The 19,812-nt window shown below is 73.0% G+C and carries 17 protein-coding genes; 12 read left to right on the forward strand and 5 right to left on the reverse strand.

The annotated features are described in order from the left end of the window. Positions 1-192: 192 nt before the first annotated feature. The 7 genes from ACFWZH_RS03195 (at position 193) to ACFWZH_RS03225 (ending at position 9,279) form a co-directional block, all read left to right on the forward strand. On the forward strand, positions 193-894 hold the full coding sequence (locus tag ACFWZH_RS03195; protein ID WP_384424769.1) for a DUF3800 domain-containing protein: 702 nt from the start codon (positions 193-195) through the stop codon (positions 892-894). A gap of 45 nt (positions 895-939) precedes the next feature. Continuing rightward, positions 940-3,180 carry a hypothetical protein gene (locus ACFWZH_RS03200; RefSeq protein WP_384424771.1) on the forward strand — a complete coding sequence of 747 codons (2,241 nt, stop codon included), beginning with the start codon at positions 940-942 and terminating at the stop codon, positions 3,178-3,180. Between the two features lie 749 nt (positions 3,181-3,929). Then, positions 3,930-4,757 carry a winged helix-turn-helix domain-containing protein gene (locus tag ACFWZH_RS03205; RefSeq protein ID WP_384424773.1) on the forward strand — a complete coding sequence of 276 codons (828 nt, stop codon included), beginning with the start codon at positions 3,930-3,932 and terminating at the stop codon, positions 4,755-4,757. Between the two features lie 24 nt (positions 4,758-4,781). Beyond that, positions 4,782-5,810, forward strand: a complete 1,029-nt coding sequence (locus ACFWZH_RS03210; RefSeq protein ID WP_384424775.1) for a LacI family DNA-binding transcriptional regulator — start codon at positions 4,782-4,784, stop codon at positions 5,808-5,810. Between the two features lie 114 nt (positions 5,811-5,924). After that, on the forward strand, positions 5,925-6,953 hold the full coding sequence (locus ACFWZH_RS03215; protein ID WP_384424777.1) for a S1C family serine protease: 1,029 nt from the start codon (positions 5,925-5,927) through the stop codon (positions 6,951-6,953). Between the two features lie 134 nt (positions 6,954-7,087). Then, the gene (locus tag ACFWZH_RS03220) at positions 7,088-7,822 is read left to right on the forward strand and encodes a response regulator transcription factor (RefSeq protein ID WP_384424779.1); all 735 of its coding nucleotides are present in this window, start codon (positions 7,088-7,090) and stop codon (positions 7,820-7,822) included. After that, entirely contained in the window at positions 7,819-9,279 is a 1,461-nt protein-coding gene (locus ACFWZH_RS03225; RefSeq protein WP_384424781.1) for an ATP-binding protein, read from the forward strand. The genes ACFWZH_RS03220 and ACFWZH_RS03225 overlap by 4 nt, the downstream gene beginning before the upstream one ends. Before the next feature lie 30 nt (positions 9,280-9,309). Here the strand turns inward: ACFWZH_RS03225 and ACFWZH_RS03230 are convergent, their stop codons facing one another. Further along, a complete protein-coding gene (locus tag ACFWZH_RS03230) occupies positions 9,310-10,695 on the reverse strand; it encodes a DUF2993 domain-containing protein (protein WP_384424783.1) in 1,386 nt (461 codons plus the stop codon). Positions 10,696-10,895: 200 nt separating this feature from the next. On the opposite strand from ACFWZH_RS03230, the gene ACFWZH_RS03235 reads away from it, so the two are divergent. After that, on the forward strand, positions 10,896-11,753 hold the full coding sequence (locus ACFWZH_RS03235; protein WP_384424784.1) for an SDR family oxidoreductase: 858 nt from the start codon (positions 10,896-10,898) through the stop codon (positions 11,751-11,753). Here ACFWZH_RS03235 and ACFWZH_RS03240 read toward each other — a convergent pair. After that, positions 11,732-12,151: a hypothetical protein gene (locus ACFWZH_RS03240; RefSeq protein WP_384424786.1), complete on the reverse strand. Its 420-nt coding sequence runs from the start codon at positions 12,149-12,151 to the stop codon at positions 11,732-11,734. The genes ACFWZH_RS03235 and ACFWZH_RS03240 overlap by 22 nt on opposite strands. Before the next feature lie 258 nt (positions 12,152-12,409). Between ACFWZH_RS03240 and ACFWZH_RS03245 the strand changes: the two genes are divergently transcribed. Continuing rightward, positions 12,410-13,336, forward strand: a complete 927-nt coding sequence (locus tag ACFWZH_RS03245; RefSeq protein ID WP_384424788.1) for a phosphotransferase family protein — start codon at positions 12,410-12,412, stop codon at positions 13,334-13,336. A gap of 20 nt (positions 13,337-13,356) precedes the next feature. On the opposite strand, the gene ACFWZH_RS03250 is transcribed toward ACFWZH_RS03245, so the two are convergent. Together ACFWZH_RS03250 and ACFWZH_RS03255 are read right to left on the reverse strand one after the other, a co-directional pair. Beyond that, positions 13,357-13,860: a DUF3574 domain-containing protein gene (locus ACFWZH_RS03250; protein WP_384424790.1), complete on the reverse strand. Its 504-nt coding sequence runs from the start codon at positions 13,858-13,860 to the stop codon at positions 13,357-13,359. 92 nt (positions 13,861-13,952) lie between these two features. Further along, positions 13,953-15,764: a bifunctional metallophosphatase/5'-nucleotidase gene (locus tag ACFWZH_RS03255; protein ID WP_384424791.1), complete on the reverse strand. Its 1,812-nt coding sequence runs from the start codon at positions 15,762-15,764 to the stop codon at positions 13,953-13,955. A 175-nt stretch (positions 15,765-15,939) separates the two neighbouring features. Between ACFWZH_RS03255 and mshD the strand changes: the two genes are divergently transcribed. Beyond that, complete coding sequence (gene mshD, locus ACFWZH_RS03260) at positions 15,940-16,857, forward strand: mycothiol synthase (RefSeq protein WP_384425615.1); 918 nt, start codon at positions 15,940-15,942, stop codon at positions 16,855-16,857. A 69-nt stretch (positions 16,858-16,926) separates the two neighbouring features. On the opposite strand, the gene ACFWZH_RS03265 is transcribed toward mshD, so the two are convergent. Next, on the reverse strand, positions 16,927-17,526 hold the full coding sequence (locus tag ACFWZH_RS03265) for a GNAT family N-acetyltransferase (RefSeq protein WP_384424793.1): 600 nt from the start codon (positions 17,524-17,526) through the stop codon (positions 16,927-16,929). 104 nt (positions 17,527-17,630) lie between these two features. Between ACFWZH_RS03265 and ACFWZH_RS03270 the strand changes: the two genes are divergently transcribed. Both ACFWZH_RS03270 and ACFWZH_RS03275 read left to right on the forward strand, forming a co-directional pair. Beyond that, a complete protein-coding gene (locus tag ACFWZH_RS03270) occupies positions 17,631-18,728 on the forward strand; it encodes an ATP-binding cassette domain-containing protein (RefSeq protein ID WP_384424795.1) in 1,098 nt (365 codons plus the stop codon). Continuing rightward, positions 18,725-19,807 carry an ABC transporter permease gene (locus tag ACFWZH_RS03275; protein ID WP_384424797.1) on the forward strand — a complete coding sequence of 361 codons (1,083 nt, stop codon included), beginning with the start codon at positions 18,725-18,727 and terminating at the stop codon, positions 19,805-19,807. The genes ACFWZH_RS03270 and ACFWZH_RS03275 overlap by 4 nt, the downstream gene beginning before the upstream one ends. Positions 19,808-19,812 lie beyond the last annotated feature (5 nt).

Here is a 19,812-nt window from a genome sequence, read left to right on the forward strand (position 1 = left end):
ACTGACGGGCGACGGCTGCTGCTTGGGGTGAGTGGTGCCTCCCATGAGGCCTGATCCGCCGCAGAGCACGCACCCGCTCGGTCGCCGGGTACGCGCGTGTGCGTGGTGAGAGGGGACGCTCCACGCCAAGAGGGTGCGGACGATGGCGTGCGCGCGCGGTCCTCAATGCGGCCCAGTACGGAGACGGCTGTCATGGCCACCCAGGAATCCGCCGCGCCGCTGCGGATCATCTTCGCCGACGACGCCGGCGACTCCCGCACGATCGCGGCCTTCGCCTCGCTGTCCGTCCATCTGGACGACATGGAGGCCGCCAAGAAGGACCTGCTGCGCTTCCGTTCGGCACTGGAGGGCGACCCGGACCTGGGCATCCCGATCGACGCCTCCCTGCACGCACAGGACCTCGCCGCGGGCCGCGGGCGCCACGTCTACCGACCGGGGCTGCCCGACCGGCAGGCACGGGAGGCCCACCTCGCGCACTGCCGGGGGGTGATCCGCCGCGGCCTCGGGGCCGTCGCCGGCATCCCCGGGGTGCGGGTGACGGCCGTCTACCGGGAGACCGGCGACTACGGCCGGGACCGCCCCGCCCTCCAGCGCGCCTGGCTGGCGCGCGTCAACGCCGAACTCGCCGCGTCGGGCGAGTACGGGGTGGTGGTCGTGGACGGCGACGGGACCGAGACCGCGCTGATCGACGCCTACCACGACCTGCCGGAGCACGACCGGCGCATCCAGGGCGTCCCGGTCTTCGAGTCCGCCCGCATCAACTACTTCCTGCAGGCCGCCGACCTGCTGGCCTACGCCGCGTACCAGAGCGTGGCCAAGCGCCCGGAGCGCGAGTTCATGTGGGACTGGTTCGGCGCCGCCCTGCCGTGGGCGGACGGGCCGTGCGCGCTGTGACCGATGGGTTCGAGTCTTCAACCACCTGCAAACGACGGAGGGTTCATGTCGAAGTCCGCGGCAGCGCAGCCGATCACCGTGCCATGGGGCAAGGAACAGGTCGTGGTGTCCGACGTCGCGCGGGAGCTGCCCGACGCCTCGAAGGTCGACGACCGGGCGAAGGTGATCAAGGCCGGGACCGCCAGCCGGCTGGTGTCGCTCCCCGAGGACGCCTGGCACGCGGTCTCCCGCGCCTCGGTCACCCCCGAACTGGTCGCGATGCAGCTGCGCCGGTCGGAGGACGCAGGCGGCAGTCTGCTGCTGGAGGAGCATGTGGACGGGGCCACGCTGCGCTCGGTGCACACCCGGGTGTGGCTGACCGAGCTGTTCCCCGGCATCCAGCCGCGCACCGGTCAGAACGCCCTGGACGAGGACGACCCCCAGGTCCTGGGCATGGCCGAGGACGGCCGGCCGCAGGCGATTCTGCGCTACCGCTACCGTGACCGCGCCCACCTGCGCAACCACATCTGGCAGACCGTCGAGGGCACCCTGACCCTCAACTCCTACGAGGAGTCGATCCTGGCCCGGCGGGTGACCCGGGCCCTGATCGTGCACCCGGCCGTCTTCGAGTTCGAGGCCGAGGGCGAGGAGCCGGTGCACGCCCTGGTCGCACGCGACGGCATCACCCGGCTCGCCAGCGCCTGGAAGATCCTCGCCGGGCCCGGTGCCACACAGGCGCGGGCCGCCGAGCTGGCGGTGGAGACCCTGACGGCCGAGCGGGAGCAGCCGGCCAACGAGCCGCGAAAGTCGCGCTCGCAGCGCTGGGCGCTGAGCCGGGAGCAGCGGCGGGGCCTGCTGCGGGAGGAGTTCGGCCGCGAGTCGGCCGGGGAGGTGCCCTCGCTGCGGGCGATCCAGATCGCCCAGACGTATGCGGTGCCGGCGCACATCGCGGTGGGCGCCGAGGCCCACCACACGGGTCTGCTGCCCGCCGCCGACGTCTTCGACGACGCCCTGCGCTCGATCCTCGCCTCGGTGCACGTCGAGTTCAAACCCTGGGACGCGGCGGCCCAGAACCTGGAGGTGGCCACCCGGGCGCTCAAGCTCGTAGCCCAGACCCGGGCTCGCGAGTGGGGCAAGGAGGAGCTGCTCGGCGAGGTGTACGCGCTCGCCGTGGGCCGCCGCGGGGAGTCGGCGACCCCGGACATCTTCCAGGACGCCCGGATCCCGGGAACGCCGCTGTGGCGGGCCGTCTACCTGCTGCACGTCCTGACCAGGCCCCGGCTCCTCGAAGAGCTGCGCGGCCGCGCCAAGGAGATCAAGAACGAGCGGCGGATGACCGTCAAGGGGTATGCGGGGCTGCTCGGCCCCGTGGTGGACAAGCCCTGGCGGGGGCAGAAGAAGTTGGTCGTCAAGCAGGCGCTCAAGGCGTGGGGCAACGGCGGAGTGCTGTCCAAGGACGTGCTGTCCGAGGGCTGGATCCCGGTGCCGGTCGACGACTTCACCAGCCTGGTCGCCCCCGCGCTGAACGGCGACGTCAACGCCCGCTGCACGCTGGCCCTGGCCGGCGGCACGGCGCTGATCGCGGACAAGCTGATCACCAGCAACGTCGGTTCCGCCCTCAGCGCCCGGCGCGAGCCCGGCAAGGTGCCCTTCCGCGCCGACGCCAACATCGTGGTCGCCGGGCTGGCCCGGGAGGGCAACGCACTCGGACTGTGGACCCTGGCGCTGGCGGCCCAGCGGTTCCAGGCCGACCGGCTGCCCCGCAACGCCGGCTCCCGGCAGGAGTTCGGGCTGCCGGGCGAGGACGACGCGGGCGCGGAGGGGTACCAGCACGTCGCGGTGGACCTGGAGGCGCCGGACCGGATCCGCCGGGTCGACGGGACCGAGGTGCCGCTGCTGACCTGGGACGTGGTCTACGCCTCGGACTCGCCGCGGGCGCAGCGGGCCGTCGCGGACGCGCAGCCGGTGGCGCCGGTGCTCTGGCCGTCGCCGCGGCAGCCGGACGGGACGGGCGAGCCGGGCGAGCCGGACCCGGGGACGGGGCCCGCACAGGAGGAGGCGGACGAGCGCCCGGTGGGGCAGCGGATCGCCGATCAGCGCCAGTCGCTGGGCCGGTCGCTGGACCATGCGCAGGGGGCGCTCGCCAAGCTGGCGGAGCTGGACCAGGGCCGCTCGCAGCCGCTGTTCACCGACCGCGACGAATGGGCCGGGCTGCGGGAGACCGCCATCCACGTACTGAAGAGGCTGGAGGACTTCCGCCCGCCGATGGAGGACGAGGAGGAGGCGGAGCCCGACGGTGACGCCTGACAGGTCGGTGCCGGGCCGTGCCGGGGCGCGCACGGTGTGCGCATCCGTGCGCTCCCTGTGCTCCCCCTGGCCGCAAAGCGCCGCCCGCTCGTGCGCAGGGCGGGGCGGCGTCGGGCGGCCGGCGGCGGCGGTCGGGCGGCGGCCGGGCGGGGCCCGGGGAGCGGTCCGAAGGCCCGGTCCGGGACCCGCGGCCGCCGCTCGCCCGGTGCCCCACCGCCGCCGCCGGACCTCGGGGCGAGGCCGTGATCATGTCCGCATGCTGGGAAAACGCGGTCGCGGCGAAAAAATGGTGCGGGGCGGGCCGGCGCCGGCGAGGCGCCGCGCGAGGACGGCGGACGCGGCGTCGGCCAGGGCGCCGGATTCCGCTTCAGGACGGGCTTTCCGGGGGTGCGGGCGGCCTCTACTCGGCTCCCCGTTTCGTCAACTGGGGACACGCGCCGACCACTCGAAGTGATCGAGAGAACACAAGAACGTGCAAAATCGGCCTCGGGTCCGGAAGCCGGGTGGGCTATTCTGCTGGGCAAGAAGGATCCGGGCAGCGTAGCCCCCGGGTCCTTTTGTGCTTTCAGCCGCGAGCCGCGCGGCTGAGGGAACCGTACGAAGCAGTGCCGCAGACTCCCCCGGCCAGCGCCGGGAGGTGCCCCCGTCGCAGGGACCGAGGAGGAACCAGACGTCATGGGCGAGCGAAGCAGGCAGGACCGCGAGCAGGACAGGGCGAAATGCTCCGGGAACCGGGCAGGTGGTCGGAGGTGAGTTCGCTCCTACTGCTGACCAACGCACTCCAGCCGTCGACGGAGGTGCTCCCGGCGCTCGGCCTGTTGCTGCACAGTGTGCGGGTGGCCCCCGCCGAAGGCCCGGCCCTCATCGACACCCCCGGGGCCGACGTCATACTGATCGACGGCCGCCGGGACCTTCCGCACGTCCGGTCCCTGTGCCAGCTGCTGCGGTCCACCGGGCCCGGCTGCCCGCTGGTGCTGGTCGTCACGGAGGGCGGCCTGGCCGCCGTCACCGCCGACTGGGGCATCGACGACGTCCTGCTGGACACCGCCGGCCCCGCCGAGGTGGAGGCGCGGCTGCGGCTGGCGATGGGCCGCCAGCAGATCACCACCGACGACAGCCCGATGGAGATCCGCAACGGCGATCTCTCGGTGGACGAGGCGACCTACAGCGCCAAACTCAAGGGCCGGGTCCTGGACCTGACCTTCAAGGAGTTCGAGCTGCTGAAGTACCTGGCGCAGCACCCGGGCCGGGTCTTCACCCGCGCCCAGCTCCTGCAGGAGGTGTGGGGCTACGACTACTTCGGCGGTACACGGACCGTGGACGTGCACGTCAGGCGGCTGCGCGCCAAGCTCGGCCCCGAGCACGAGTCGCTGATCGGCACCGTCCGCAACGTCGGCTACCGCTTCGTGACGCCGGAGAAGGCGGAGCGCCAGACGGAGGCCAAGGCCAAGGACGGCGCCGAGCAGGCCGCCGGCCGGCCCGCCGCGGACGGCCGGGGCGCCGCCGACGGTGACGGTTCCGCGAAGGCGGTCGCCACCGGCGCGGAATCCACCGCCGTACGGCCTGCCCGCCGGTAGGACCACCCGCGTAGACTGCCGCGCGTGGCCAAGGTGACGCGGGATGATGTGGCAAGACTGGCGGGTACGTCCACCGCCGTTGTCAGTTACGTCATCAACAACGGACCACGGCCGGTCGCCCCGGCCACGCGCGAGCGGGTGCTCGCCGCCATCAAGGAGCTCGGCTACCGGCCGGACCGCGTCGCGCAGGCGATGGCGTCCCGCCGTACCGACCTCATAGGCCTGATCGTGCCGGACACCCGGCAGCCGTTCTTCGCGGAGATGGCGCACGCGGTCGAGCAGGCCGCCGCCGAGCGCGGGAAGATGGTGCTGGTCGGCAACGCCAACTACCTCGACGAGCGCGAGGTGCACTATCTGCGGGCGTTCCTCGGGATGCGGGTGTCGGGGCTGATCCTGATCAGCCAGGGCCCCAGCGAGCACGCCGCCGCCGAGATCGACGCCTGGGACGCCCGGGTGGTGCTGCTGCACCGCAGGCCGGACGCCATCGACGACGTCGCGGTGATGACCGACGACATCTGGGGCGCGCAGCTGGCGACCCGGCATCTGCTGGAGCACGGCCACCCCTATGTCGCCTTCCTCGGCGGCACGGAGGAGACCCCGAAGTCCGGCGACCCGGTCACCGACCACGTCGAGGGCTGGCGGCGGGCCATGCTGGAGTCGGGCAAGACACCGGACGGCCGCTACTTCCAGGCGCCGTACAACCGCTATGACGCCTACCAGGTCGCGCTGAAGCTGCTGGCCGGGCCGGAGCGGCCGCCGGCGATCATGTGCGCGACCGACGACCAGGCGATCGGTGTGCTGCGGGCCGCCCGTGAGCTGCGGATCGATGTGCCCGGGGAACTGGCGGTCGCCGGCTTCGACGACGTCAAGGAGGCCGCGCTGACGGATCCGCCGCTGACCACCGTCGCCTCGGACCGCGAGGCGATGGCGCGGGCGGCGGTCGATCTGGTGCTGGACGACGGGCTGCGGGTGGTCGGCTCCCGGCGGGAGCGGCTGCGGCAGTTCCCCTCGCGCCTGGTGGTGCGGCGGTCGTGCGGCTGCGACGGCGGCTAGGGCACGCCTCAGCACTCCGCCACCCGGGTTCCTTATACCGGGCATACCCACTTCTGTCGGGTCTCTCAGGGCGTTCTCAGACGGTTCTCATGGACCGGGAGCACAGTGATCACCATGACCGAGAGCCACCGCCGAAGCGGCGACGAGATGCCCCAGGACCGGCCGTACGCGTACGGCGCCGAGCACAGCGCGGAGTACCACGGCGGGCAGGCCTTCCCGCCGCCTCCGCCCTACGCCCCCGCGCCGCCGCGGCGCCGGGTCCGCCGGCCGGTCGCGCTGATCGCGGCGGTGGCGCTCGTCTCCGGTCTCGTCGGGGGCGGCAGCGCGGCGCTGATCGCCGGCGCGACCGCCCGGCAGAGCGCCGACGGTGCCTCGACCCCGCTGGTCAACGCGGGCAAGAGCAGCGGCAGCGGGGTCTCGGGCGTGGCCAAGGCGGTCAGCCCGGCGATAGTGGAGATCAGGGCGCGGACCGCGAGCGGGCAGTCCACCGGCTCCGGTGTCGTCATCACCGGCGACGGCGAGATCGTCACCAACAACCACGTGGTCGCGGGCGCGGACTCGGTGGTCGTCACCTTCAGCGACGGCAGCCGGAAGCGGGCCGAGGTCGTGGGCACCGACCCCGGCAAGGACCTGGCGCTGATCAAGGTCCGTGGGGCCAAGGGCCTGACCGCGGCCGCGCTCGGCGACTCCGACAAGCTCGCGGTCGGCGACCAGGTGGTCGCCATCGGCTCCCCCGAAGGCCTCACCGGCTCCGTGACCAGCGGCATCGTCTCCGCCCTCAACCGGGACGTCACCGTCCCCAAGGAGGACGGCCAGGGTCGGCAGAGCAACCCCGACGGCGGTGGCGGATGGCCGTTCGAGTTCGGCGGCAACCAGTACAACGGCGACACCGGCTCGTCGAAGACCTCCTACAAGGCCATACAGACCGACGCCTCGCTCAACCCCGGCAACTCCGGTGGCGCACTGATCAACATGCAGGGGCAGATCGTCGGCATCAACTCCGCGATCTACTCGCCGAGCTCGGCGACGAGCAGCACGGCGGGCAGCGTCGGCCTCGGTTTCGCCATCCCGATCAACACCGTCAAGGCCGATCTCGACGCGCTGCGCGGCGGCGGGAGCGGTGGCGCCAACAGCGGCGTGTGACGGCCCGCCCGTCCGCCCCTCCCGCGACCGCCCCGCCACGGGACGTTCCGCGTCCCCGCACCCGGACCGCCGCCGTCGTGCGAGGCTGAGGAGCAGCCCTTCGTCCCGTCGTCCCACCCGAGGAACCCATCCACATGAGCCCCGCCGAGCACGGTGATCAGCCCGCCCGCATCCTGATCGTCGACGACGAGCCCGCGGTCCGCGAGGCGCTCAAGCGCTCGCTCGCCTTCGAGGGGTACGGCACCGAGCAGGCGGTCGACGGACTGGACGCGGTCGAGAAGGTCGCCTCCTACGACCCCGAGCTGATCGTGCTGGACGTCCTGATGCCGCGGATGGACGGGCTGACCGCCGCCCGCCGGCTGCGGGCGAGCGGGGTGACCGTACCGATCCTCATGCTGACCGCCCGCGACACGGTCGGCGACCGCGTCACGGGGCTGGACGCCGGCGCCGACGACTACCTCGTCAAGCCCTTCGAGCTGGACGAGCTGCTCGCCCGGATCCGCGCGCTGCTGCGCCGCAGCTCCTACGCGGCGGCCGGCGCACAGCCCGAGGAGGGCGAGACGCTTCGCTTCGCCGATCTGCGGATGGACCTGTCGACCCGCGAGGTGGTCCGGGGCGGCCGGCAGGTCGAGCTGACCCGCACCGAGTTCACCCTGCTGGAGATGTTCCTGGCGCACCCGCGGCAGGTCCTGACCCGCGAGCAGATCCTCAAGGCCGTCTGGGGCTTCGACTTCGAACCCACCTCCAACTCCCTCGACGTGTACGTGATGTACCTGCGCCGCAAGACCGAGGCGGGCGGCGAGCCGCGGCTGGTGCACACGGTGCGGGGGGTCGGGTACGTCCTGCGGACGGACGGCGGAGCGGAATGAACCACGGCCACACGGGCGCGGGAGGCCGGCTCGGCGTGCGCTTCGGGCGGCTGCCGCTGCGCTCGCGGCTGACCCTGCTCACGGCCGCCGCGGTGGCCGTGGCGGTGGCGGTCTCCGCGCTCGCCTGCTGGCTGCTCACCCGCGCCCAGCTGCGCGACGAGGTGGACAACTCGCTGCAGAACGTCAGCGTCCCGGCGGACTACCTGCAGGTCACCTACGCCAACTGCCAGCCCACCGACCCCACCGAGAACACCAACGCCCCGCCGTCGTACTACAACGTCCAGATCGTCCAGGTCGACGGGTCGCGCTGCGTGGGGCCCAACTCCCAGCCGGTACGCGTGCAGCGCACCGACCTCGCGGTGGCGCAGGGCGTGCTGCGCGACACCCTGCACGACGCGGTCACCACCGGCGGCGCGGACGTGCGGGTGCTGACCAAGCACATGGACGTCCAGGGCGGGCAGTTCGCGGTGTCCATCTCGCGTCCGCTGGGGGAGATCGACAGCGCGCTGAACACCCTGGCGCTGCTGCTGGCCGCCGTCGCGGGACTGGGCGTCGTCGGCGCGGGCACGGCCGGGCTGGTCATCGCGCGCTCCGGCCTCAAGCCCGTCGACCGCCTCACCGAGGCCGTCGAACACGTCGCCCGCACCGAGGACCTGACCATCCGCATCCCGGCGGACGGCGAGGACGAGATCGCCCGCCTCTCGCGCTCCTTCAACTCCATGACCGCGGCGCTGGCCGCCTCCCGCGACCTGCAGCAGCAGCTGATCGCGGACGCGGGCCACGAGCTGCGGACGCCGCTGACCTCGCTGCGGACGAACATCGATCTGCTGGTGCGCAGCGAGCAGTCCGGCCGTGAGATCCCGGCCGCCGACAAGGCGGCGCTGCTGTCCTCGGTGAAGGCGCAGATGGGGGAGCTGGCGGCGCTGATCGGCGATCTGCAGGAGCTGTCGCGGCACCCCGAGCCCGGGCAGAGCGCGGTCGAGGTCGTGGCGCTGCACGACATCGTCGGCTCGGCACTGGGTCGGGCCCGGCTGCGCGGCCCGTCGCTGACCATCACCGCCGACATCGAGCCCTGGTACGTACGGGCCGAGCCGGCCGGGCTGGAGCGCGCGGTGGTCAACCTGCTCGACAACGCGGTCAAGTTCAGCCCGGCCGGCGGCGGCATCGAGGTCTCCTTGACCGGTGGCGAGCTGACGGTGCGCGACCACGGCCCGGGCATCCCGCAGGACGAGCTGCCGCACGTCTTCGAGCGGTTCTGGCGCTCGCCGTCCGCGCGCAGTCTGCCCGGCAGCGGCCTGGGGCTGTCGATCGTGGCGCGTACGGCGGAGCAGGCGGGCGGCGCGGTACGGCTGCGCTCCGCCGACCTCGGCGGCACCGAGGCGGTGCTGACCCTGCCGGGCGCGCCGACGCCACCGCCGCGGCTGCCCGACGAGCCGCCGGCGGGCGCGGGGAGCTGAGGCCCCGGGCGGCGGTCCCCGTCCCCGCCGCTACTTCTTCTTCGCCGCGTCCCCGAACGGGAGGTTCGACCCCGACAGCTCGGCCCGGATGCCGTCCTTCTGGACGGAGATGTTGCGCAGCCGGACGTCGCCGGGCGTCTTGGGGAGGCGGAAGGACAGCGACAGCCGGTCGGCGAGCTGCGGCTTGGTCAGCCCGCTCAGGGCGCCGAGGACCTTCGGGTCGATGCCGACCTTCTCCAGCAGCCAGGGGTGGTCGATCACCACGTCGACGAGGTTGACCTTCATCAGCTGCTCGATGAAGCGCGGCGACCCGGTCAGCTCGTGCAGCTTCTCCTCGTTGCGCAGCGCCTCTTCGATGTACGGCCGGGGGATGCCGATCCGGTCCGCGATCGCCGGGACGGACAGCATCGACTTGACCTTGGCGGCCTGCCGGCTGAGGTCGGCGGCGGCCTTGCGGGTCAGCCGCAGGCCCTCCTCCTTGCCGGTGCCGGGGCGGTAGACGGCGACGTCGCCGATGTCCAGGCGCATCCGGCTGATCTCGGTGGAGATACCGCGGTCGCCGGCCCGCTGAATGCGCGCCTCGGCCTGTACGCGCAATGCGTGGCCGGCGATCGGCAGTTGCCCGTCCGCGCGGATGGAATTGTGTCCCAGCTCACTGAATTTCACCTGCGAGGCGCCCAGTTCGCGGTTCATGTCGTCAAAGGCGAGCAGCACGGTGCCGTGCATGGAGCCGATCGTGGCGCCCTTGACGGAGCTGGGCAGATCGCCGTCGAGGCGTACGTCGTTCGCGGTCGCCTCGAATTTCGCCAGCGATACCCGGTCGGCGGCGACATCGGGAATGGCGACGTGCACCTGGTCGACGCGCTTGCCCAGGACCTGGGTGAGGAACGGGAATCCCTCGATGTCGACTTCCGGGGTGGCGTTCAGATGCAGCGCGTCCTTCAGCTTCTCCGCGGTCTTGTCCTGTGCGTACAGGACGGCGAAACGGTCGAAGAGGCTGAGGAACGCGGTGCACACGAGCACCGCCACCAGCAGCTTCACGGTGATCGGGACGGCGGCGAAGCGGCTGATGCCGCGCTTGGTGCGGCGGTGGTTGGGCCGCTTCCAGGCCTCGCCCTCGTCGTCGTCCGAGCGCAGCCCCAGGCCCAGCGGGTCGTCGCTGTCGTCGCGCTCGTTGAGGTAGCTGCGGCGGCGGACGGATCCGTGGCCGTCGAAGGTGCCGAATTCCCCGTCGAGTTCGGCCGCCGGGTCCGGCTCGGGGTCGGCGAGGGCCGCCAGATCCGCATACGGATTGACCGGTTCAAGCTTTCTGGTGTCGCCGGCGGGGTCGTTCCCGGCGCCCGGCACCGGGGAATCGGAGTGGGCGCGGTCGGCGTGCGCCGGCGAGGGTGAAGATATGCGTATGGGGGTTCGCATCCGAACATCCCACCATGAGTACGACCCTTGAACGCAACTCAAACTGTGGGTAAGCCGGAAAAGTGAGGGTTGTCCACTCGCTCTTGGCACAAAATTACCGCGCCTGCCGAGCGGAGCTGAACTACCGTCACTCCTCTTGCCTGACTGCGGAACCGGCCGCGTCACACGGCCGAATTCGCCTTTCCTTGAAGGTGGTCCCCATGATCGTGGTAACCGGAGCAACCGGCAATATCGGCCGCTGCCTCGTCGGCCGGCTCCTCGCGGAAGGCGCCGCGGTACGCGCGCTGACCCGCGATCCGGCGCGCGCCGCGCTGCCGGCCGAGGCGGAGGTGGTCCGTGCCGACCTCACCGGCACCGACGACCTCGCACCGCTCCTCGACGGCGCCGACGCGCTCTTCCTCAACCTCGCGGCCGGTGGTGACGGGGCGACGGCCCGCCTGGTCGACGCCGCCGTCAAGGCCGGCGTCCGCCGCATCGTCCTCAACTCCTCGATAGGGGTGACCGACACCCCCGCCGACGAGACCAACTTCATCTCCCGTATGCACGCCGCACTGGAGCGCGCGGTGCGCAACTCCGGCCTGGAGTGGACCTTCGTCCGCGGCGCCAACTACGCCACCAACACCCTCGCCTGGGCCGGATCGATCCGTGAGTCCGGCGTGGTGCGCGATGCCCACCCGGGCGCCCGGGGCGTCCCCGTCCACGAGGCCGACCTCGCCGATGTCGCCGCCGTCGCCCTCCTGGACCGCACCGGCGCCCATCTGGGCCAGACCTACCAGGTCACCGGCCCCGAGACGATGACCGTCGCCGAACAGGTCGCCGAGATCGGCCGGGCCATCGGGCGCGAGACCCGTATCGAGCAGATCTCGGAGGACGCGGCGGTCGAGGCGATGTCCGGCCCGCACCTGCCGAAGGAGGCCGCCCGGGAACTCGTCCGGATGTTCGGCGGAACCGTCGACGCCCCGCCCTTCGCCCCCTCCGACGCCGTCGAACGCGTCACCGGCCGCCCGGCCCGCACCTTCGCCCAATGGGCGAGGGATCACGCCGCCGACTTCTCCTGAGCGGTCCGCACTCCCCGCTGGTAGCGCAGCACCAGCGGCAGCATCACCACCGCGCCCACGAAGAAGTACGTATTGATCGCCATCGTCGTCCAGAATTCCCCGGACGCCGCGTCGATCGGCTGCTCCGACAGCCCCAGCAGGCCGTACGGGGTGAGTCCGGTGGCCGTCGTGATGTTCTCGACGAGCCCCGGCACACCCCGTACGGTCAGCAGCACCGTCCCGCCCCACAACGGCAGCCGTACCATCCACACCGGGAGCCGCCGCCCCCACGGCCGTACCGTCGCCAGCGTGAGCGCCGCACCGGCCGCCGACATCACCGTGATCAGCCCGTCGTAGGCGAGAAACACCCACACCGGCCCGGCGTCCTCGCCCCCCCATCGCCGACCGGTGGTCGACACCCATCCACAGGTGCCAGACGAACGACGAGGTCAGCCACCCGAAGGCCGCATACGCCCAAAGAACCGTCCGCCGTTGGAAAGGCCGCACCGAAGCCGCTCCGCGCACAGAAGTCATACCCGGCACGCTAGGAACGCGGCGGCGACCGGACGTCCTCCTGCGGGCGCCTCCGGCTCCCCCGCGAGGCGGAGCCGCCGTGGGTCCCCTCGCCGGGGGAAAACCCTTTGCTGCCAGGGCACTTCCCGCCCTACGGTCCGCGCATGCTGCCTCGTGTGGAAACGGACGACGAGTGGGACGCGATCGTCCCCGATGAAGCGGTGATGCGGCCGGGGGCCGCCGAGCTCTGCAAGCGGCTGGGGCTGGCGGACGCGCCCCTGGACCGCTTCCCCACAGGCTCGCAGCCGGTGTACTCCGTCGGGGACCGGTATGTGCTCAAGCTCTTCCCCGCCGCCAGCGCCGACGACGGCATCGCCGAGGCCCGGGTCCTCGCCCACCTCCAGGGGCGGCTCCCGGTGCCCACGCCCTACCTCCACGACTCCGGCGAGTACGTCAACGGCTGGCGCTATGTGCTGATGTCCCGGCTGCGCGGCACCGACCTGGCCGTCGCCTGGCCCCGCGTCCCCCGCGCCGACCAGGACCGCATCGCCACCGAAGCCGGCGAGACCCTCGCCGCCCTGCACGCCCTGGACCCCGCACCGCTCACCGACGTCCTGGGCCCGGGGGACTGGGGCGCCTTCCTCGGCAGCCGGCGCGCCGCGGCCGTCGAGCAGCAGCGCTCCCGCGGGCTCCCGGAGCCCTGGCTGGAGCAGATCCCCGACTTCCTCGACTCCGTGGCGCTGCCCTCGCAGCCGCCCGCCGCCCTGCTGCACACCGAGTTCATGCGCCAGCACCTGACGGTCGAGGAGGCCGACGACTGGCGGCTGACCGGACTCCTCGACTTCGAGCCCGCCATGATCGGGCACCGCGCGTACGACTTCGTCGCCGTGGGCCTGTTCGTCTCCCGCGCCGACCCCCGCCTGCTGTCACGCGTCTTCGGCGCCTACGGCACGGACTTCGCGCCCACCGAGCTGCTGGCCTACACGCTGCTGCACGTCTACAGCAACCTCCCCTGGTACCTGCGCGAACTGCCCGCCCCGCCCGAGGCGACCCTGGAAGCGCTGGCGGAGCGGTGGTTCGGGACGCGGTGAGCCGCCCCGGGCGCGGTGGCTCAGAAGTCCACCAGGGCCCGGTCGTCGACGCGGGCCACCGACTCCTGGCCGAAGCGCTGGGTGTAGGCGGTGCGGATGCGTTCGATCGCCGGGTCGTGCCGGCGGGCCTGCGAGGTGGGGTAGAAGAGGGTGAGTTCGTAGGAGCGCTCGCGTTCGATGGTGCCGTGGGCGTCGCGGTACTGGCCCTGGCCCACCTGGACGGTGAGGCCGTCGGGGAAGTGCGGGGTGACGAACCGGTCGACGAAGCCGCGGAACTGCCGGTCGGTGACCGCGGGACCGCCGTCGGGGCGGGCGGTGCCGAAGAAGAGGCTGGTCTCGATGTACGGGCTGCCGTGGGCGGGCAGCGGCGGCTGCGAGGCGGGGGCGCGCCCCGGGGCCACGGCGGGCGCCGCGGCGGGGGACGCGGCGCCGAGCAGCACGGTGCACAGGGCCAGCACGGCCAGCCGTGCACGGGCGTGCGGGGACGTCGTGCGCGGGGAACGCGACGCGGGCAGGGAACGCAAAGGGGCTTCCTCTCGTGGGACCGGCCGAGCGAGGTGCTCGGCCGGATAACGAGAGGAAGCCCCGTGGAGCTACTGCGGGCCGCCGCCGACGGCTACTTCACCACGGTGATCCGGTCCGCCTTCGGCGGGGTGAGGGGCCGCTCCGCCGAGGAGTGGGCGGTCAGGTAGCCGGTGAAGGCGTCGAGGTCGGAGGGGCCGACGTACTTGTTGCGGCCGTCCTTGAAGGCGGGGAAGCCGTCGCCGCCGCCGGCCAGGAACTCGTTCATGGCGACGCGGTAGGTCTTGGCGGGGTCCAGGGCCGCCCCGTTCAGCTTGATCGAGTCCTTGACGACGCGGTCGGCGCCCTTCTTGGTCATGTCCAGGGTGTAGGTCAGGCCGTCGGAGACCTGGAGGATCTTGGGGGAGGCCTCGTTGGGGCCGCTGACCTGCTGCTGGAGGGCGGTCAGCAACTGGGCGCCGGTGAGGTCGACGACGTTCGTCATGTTGGTGAAGGGCTGGACGGTGAACGCCTCGCCGTAGGTGACCGTGCCGTCCCCCTCCGAGCCGGACGCCTTGAAGGCGAGGTCGGAGCGGATGCCGCCGGGGTTCATCAGGGCGAGCTGGGCGCCGCCCTTGTCGGCCGCCTTGGTGGCTTCGAGCTGGGCGTCGGCGATGACGTCGCCGAGCGGGGACTCGGGGGCGTTCGCGCCGCGGCCGGCTATGTCGGCGGAGATGTGCCCCACCGGGCGGTTGGCGACCGGGGCGGCCAGCTTGTTCCAGCGGGCGATCAGGGACGTCATGTCCGCGGCCTTGGGCTGGGTGCGGTCCACGACGTGGTTGACCGCGCCGGGGGCCTTGACGCTGGTGCGCACGATGTCGCGGGTGCGGCGGTCGTACGTCAGCGTGGTGTCGGTGTAGAGCTTGCCGTAGGACGCGGCGGAGGTGACGGTGCGCGGCCGGCCGGAGGGGTCGGGGATCGTGCAGGCGTAGGCCTGGTGGGTGTGGCCGGTGACCAGGGCGTCGACCTTGGGGGTGACGTGCTGGGCGATCTCGGTGATCGGGCCGGAGATGCCGTCGCCGGGGCCGGGGCTGTCGCACTTGTAGTTGTAGGAGGTGGAGGCGGGCAGGCCGCCTTCGTGGATGAGGGCCACGATCGCCTTGACGCCCTGCTTGTTCAGCACCTTGGCGTACTTGTTGATCGTTTCTACCTCGTCGTGGAACTTCAGGCCCTTGATGCCGTCGGCGTTGACGATGTCGGGGGTGCCCTCCAGCGTCACCCCGATGAAGCCGATCTTGACGCCCTTGCGCTGCCAGACGCTGTACGGCTTGAGCAGCGGCCTGCCGGTCGTCTCGTCCGTGACGTTGGCCGTCAGGTACGGGAAGCCGGCGCCCTGGAACTCCTTGCCGTCCTCGTAGCAGCCGTCCTTCGGGTGGCAGCCGCCCTTTTGCAGACGGGTCAACTCCGTGCGGCCCTCGTCGAATTCGTGGTTGCCCACGGAGGTGACGTCCAGGCCCAGCTTGTTCATGGCCTCGATGGTCGGTTCGTCGTGGAACAGCCCGGACAGCAGCGGGCTGGCGCCGACCATGTCACCGGCGGCAGCGGTGACCGAGTAGGGGTGGCCCTTGCGGGCCGTGCGCAGGGACTGGGCCAGGTACTCGACGCCGCCGGCCGGGACGGCCTTCTTGGTGCCGTCCGGCTGGAGCTCCTCGACCGTGCCGGAGGAGCCCTGCGGCGGTTCGAGGTTGCCGTGGAAGTCGTTGAAGGAGAGCAGCTGTACGTCGACGGTGCGGCCGGTGCGCTCCGCCTGGCCGGTGTCGGCGCCGGCCGGTAGGGCGGTGGCGGCGAGGCCCGCCGCGGCGGCCAGGGCGGCGGCGCCGATCGTCAATCTGCGTACGGTGCGGCGCCGTTGCGGTGTCGCTGGCATGGGTTCCCCTCCTGGATGTACCTGAGCGGACGGCAGCATACGGTCGACGCGCGTAGCGCAACAGGGGGTGCCGGGTTACGGACTGATTGCCGGGGAGCGGCGGGAGAGTGGGTGGCGCCCCTGCGGGGCCCCGGCCGAGACGTACGCTTCAGACATGACTGACGCTGCACAGGAGATGGGACGGACCGGCCGCCGGATCCAGGTGGTCGACGAGCTCGCGCCGGAAGGGGCGGCGGCCGTCCTCGAGCTGATCGAGCGGGCCGCGCGCACGGACGGACAGCCCGCCGTGTCCGAGCAGGGACGGCTGCAGCTGCGGGGCGGCCCGCGCGAGGGCGTGCGGCATGTGCTGGTGTACGCGCGCGGGGACGAGGCCGAGGAGCTGGTCGCGTACGGGCAGCTGGAGGACACCGACCCGGTGGAGGCGCCGGCCGCCGAGCTGGTGGTGCACCCCGGGTTCCGCGGCCGCGGGCACGGCCGGGCGCTGGGCGGCGAGCTGCTGGAGCAGTCCGGGCGCCGGCTGCGGGTCTGGGCCCACGGCGGGCATCCGGCCGCCCGCCACCTGGCCCAGACGCTGGGGCTGACGATGTTCCGGGAGCTGCGGCAGATGCGGCGCTCGCTGGCGGATCTGGAGCTGGCCGAGCCGGTGCTCCCCGAGGGGGTGTCGGTGCGGACGTTCCAGCCGGGCACGGACGACGCGGCCTGGCTGGAGGTGAACGCGGAGGCGTTCGCGCACCACCCGGAGCAGGGCTCGCTGACCCAGCGCGACCTGGACGACCGCAAGGGCGAGGCGTGGTTCGACCCGAAGGGCTTCTTCCTGGCGGAGGAGGGCGGCCGGCTGGTCGGCTTCCACTGGACCAAGGTGCACGCCGACGAGGGCCTCGGCGAGGTCTATGTGCTCGGGGTGCGGCCCGGGGCCCAGGGCGGCGGCCTGGGCAAGGCGCTGACCTCGATCGGGCTGCGGCATCTGGCGGGGCAGGGGCTGCCGACGGCGATGCTGTACGTCGACGCGGACAACGTGGCGGCGGTGTCGGTGTACGAGCGGATGGGGTTCGTCACGCACGAGACGGATCTGATGTACCGCTCGGAGACGTGACGGGCGCGAAGACGTAAGAGGCGGCGGGGCGGGCCACGAAGGGCCCGCCCCGCTCGTCGTGCGACGCCCTCAGTCCCGCTGGGCCCGCCACTCGCGCGCCAGCATCGCGTAGACCACCTCGTCGGTCCATACGCCGTCGAGGAACTCGTTCTCCCGCAGATGGCCCTCGCGGCGCATCCCCAGCCGTTCCAGCACCCGGGCCGAGGCGGTGTTCCGGCCGTCCAACTCGGCCTGGACGCGGTGCAGTCCCAGCTCCTCGAAGCCCAGCTTCAGCAGCGCCCGGCCGGCTTCGGTGGCGTAACCCCGTCCGAAGTGGTCGGGGTTGAGGACATAGCCGATGCCGCCCTGGCGGTGCTCGCGGCTGGTCCAGACGAAGGTGACGTCGCCGACCAGGGTGTCCGTGTCGCGGACGACGACGGCGAGCTGGAGGATGTCGCCGGAGTCGCGCAGCGTGGTGCGCGCGGTCTTGTTGGCGACGGACTCCCGGGACCCGGCCTCGTCGAGGGGGCCCCAGTAGAGGTACCGGCAGACCTCGGGGCGCCGTTGGTAGGTGTGGATCGCGGCGAAGTCGTCGGCGGTGACGGGGCGCAGATCCAGGCGTGCGGTGCGGATCGGGTAGTCGGGGGTGTACGGCAGCGGCGGTGTGGGGGGTTTCGAAGGTAGGGGCACGCGGTCAGGGTAGGCGGCGAGGTTGACAGGTGCAGCCCACTTCCCGCACGCTTCCACTACTTCATTAGTGGAATGGGGCGGGGATGGGGCAGGGGGCTCGGGGGATGGCGATACGGCCGGTGGCCGACCACGAGGCGACCGGCCGCACCACGGGCCGCGCCGCCGTCGAGGCGATCGGCCTCGGCAGGCGCCACCGCCGCCGCTGGGCGCTGCGCGACTGCACCTTCCGGCTGCCGGCCGGCAGTATCTGCGCACTGGTCGGGCCGCCCGGCGCCGGCAAGACCACCCTGCTCTCGCTCGCGTCCGGGCTGGTCCGCCCCACCGAGGGCACGGTGCGGATCGACGGCGCGAGCGGGTCCGGCCCGGCCGGCCGCGCCAAGGTCGCGTGGGTGCCCCAAGGCGGGGCGCTCTCCCCCCGGTTGACGGTCGCCGAGACCCTGCGGCTGGGCCGCGCGCTCGCCCCGGGGCACTGGAGCGAGCGGCGCGCCGAGCGGATCGCGCGGGCCGGCCGCCTGCCCCCAGACGCCCGCGTCGGCGCCCTCTGCGCCGGACAGGGCGTCCGCCTCGCGCTCACCCTCGCCCTCGCCCGGCAGCCCGAAGTCCTGCTGCTCGACGACCTGCCGGCGCACGCCGACCCGCTCGTACGGCACCAGGTCGCCGCGCTGCTGCTGGCCCAGGCCGCCGAGTACGGCACCACCGTCGTGCTGACCTCGCCCCCGCTCGCCGAACTGGACGGGGTCTGCGACCACCTGCTGGTGCTGGGCGGCGGCCGGGTCCGGCTCACCGGCGCGGCCGAGGACGTCGTCGGGGCGCACGCCCTGGTGACGGGGGAGCGCCGGGGCGAGGGCCTGCCGCCCCAGATCGCCGCCCACCCGGTCGTCGACGCGCAGCTGTCGGGGCGTCACTTCACCGCGGTCGTACGGCCCGAGGGCGCGATCGCCCCCGGGCCGTGGGAGGTGGCGGAGCCGTCCGTCGAGGAGCTGCTGCTCGGCTATCTGCGGGCCCCCGACCCGCCCGCGCCGAGCGCGCCGGGCGGGGAGCCGGCCGCTTCGCGGCCGCGCCGCTTCCCCGGCGGCACCCCAGGGCACCGGCCCGGCATCCCGGGCATGCCGCGCAACGCGGCACCCGGCCGACCCGGCCCGCCGGGCGGCGCACCACGCATCGGCCACGACCATCACAGCGGCAAGGGAGCGGCGGCATGACCGGCACCACGGCACACCTCACGGCAGGCGGGCACGGGCCCGGCGCGGACGGCGCCGGCCGCGGCGACGGGCCGGGCGATCCGGCCGGGCGCCGGACGGCGGGCGGGATGGCCCCGCTGCGCGGCCTGCCCTGGCTGGTCTGGCGGCAGCACCGCCTGGTCCTGGGCGTCCTGCTCGCCGGATCGGCCGCCGCCGCGGTCTGGGGCGCGGTGCTGCGCGGCCGGATGGCCGGGTTCATCGACGCCCACCAGATCGCGGGCTGCTCGCTGATCTCCCTGGTCCCGCGCTGCGAGGGCACCCAGGAGGCGGTCGGCGCCTTCCGCGCGGCCTACCACCCGTCCCTCCAGCTCGCCGAGCTGGGGCTGATGCTGCTGCCCGCGCTGATCGGCGTGTTCCTCGGCGCGCCGCTGATCGCCCGCGAGCTGGAGGCCGGCACCCACCAGCTCGTACTGACCCAGTCGGTCGGCCCGCTGCGCTGGCTCGCGGCGAAGCTCGCGCTGCCCGCGCTGGTCGTGCTCACCGCGACCTCGGGGCTCTCGGCGGTCTTCGCCTGGCTCTGGCGGGTCGGCGGCGACGAGGTCTCCGGCTCGTACTGGTACTCCACCCTCGGCTTCCACTCGCTCGGCCCGATACCCGTCGCCTACGCCCTGCTGGGCCTGGCGGCCGGGACGCTGGCCGGTCTGCTGCTGCGCCGTACGGTCGCGTCGATGGCCCTCACACTGGCCGCCATGATCGTGCTGCAGTCCGCGTTCACGCTGCTCAGGCCGCATCTGATGCCGTCCACCACCCTCTCGTTCGGGCGCGACGCGGCGGTTCAGGCCCCGGACGACAGCTGGGTCCTGGGCGAGGGGTACACCACCCGCTCCGGCGCCCGGCTGACCGCGGAGGACATGGGATGCCGGCCCGACGGCGACCACGGCGGCTGCCTGCGCGAGCACGAGGTGACCGGCCGGTTCCTGGACCAGCATCCGGTGGGGCACCACTGGCCGCTGGCGTGGATCGAGGCCGGGCTCGTACTGGCGCTGGCGGTGGCCCTGACCGCGCTCGCCTTCCGGGTGATGCGCCGCCGGCACGGCTGAGGCCG

This window comes from Streptomyces sp. NPDC059008, assembly GCF_042749045.1.
Classification (GTDB): domain Bacteria; phylum Actinomycetota; class Actinomycetes; order Streptomycetales; family Streptomycetaceae; genus Streptomyces.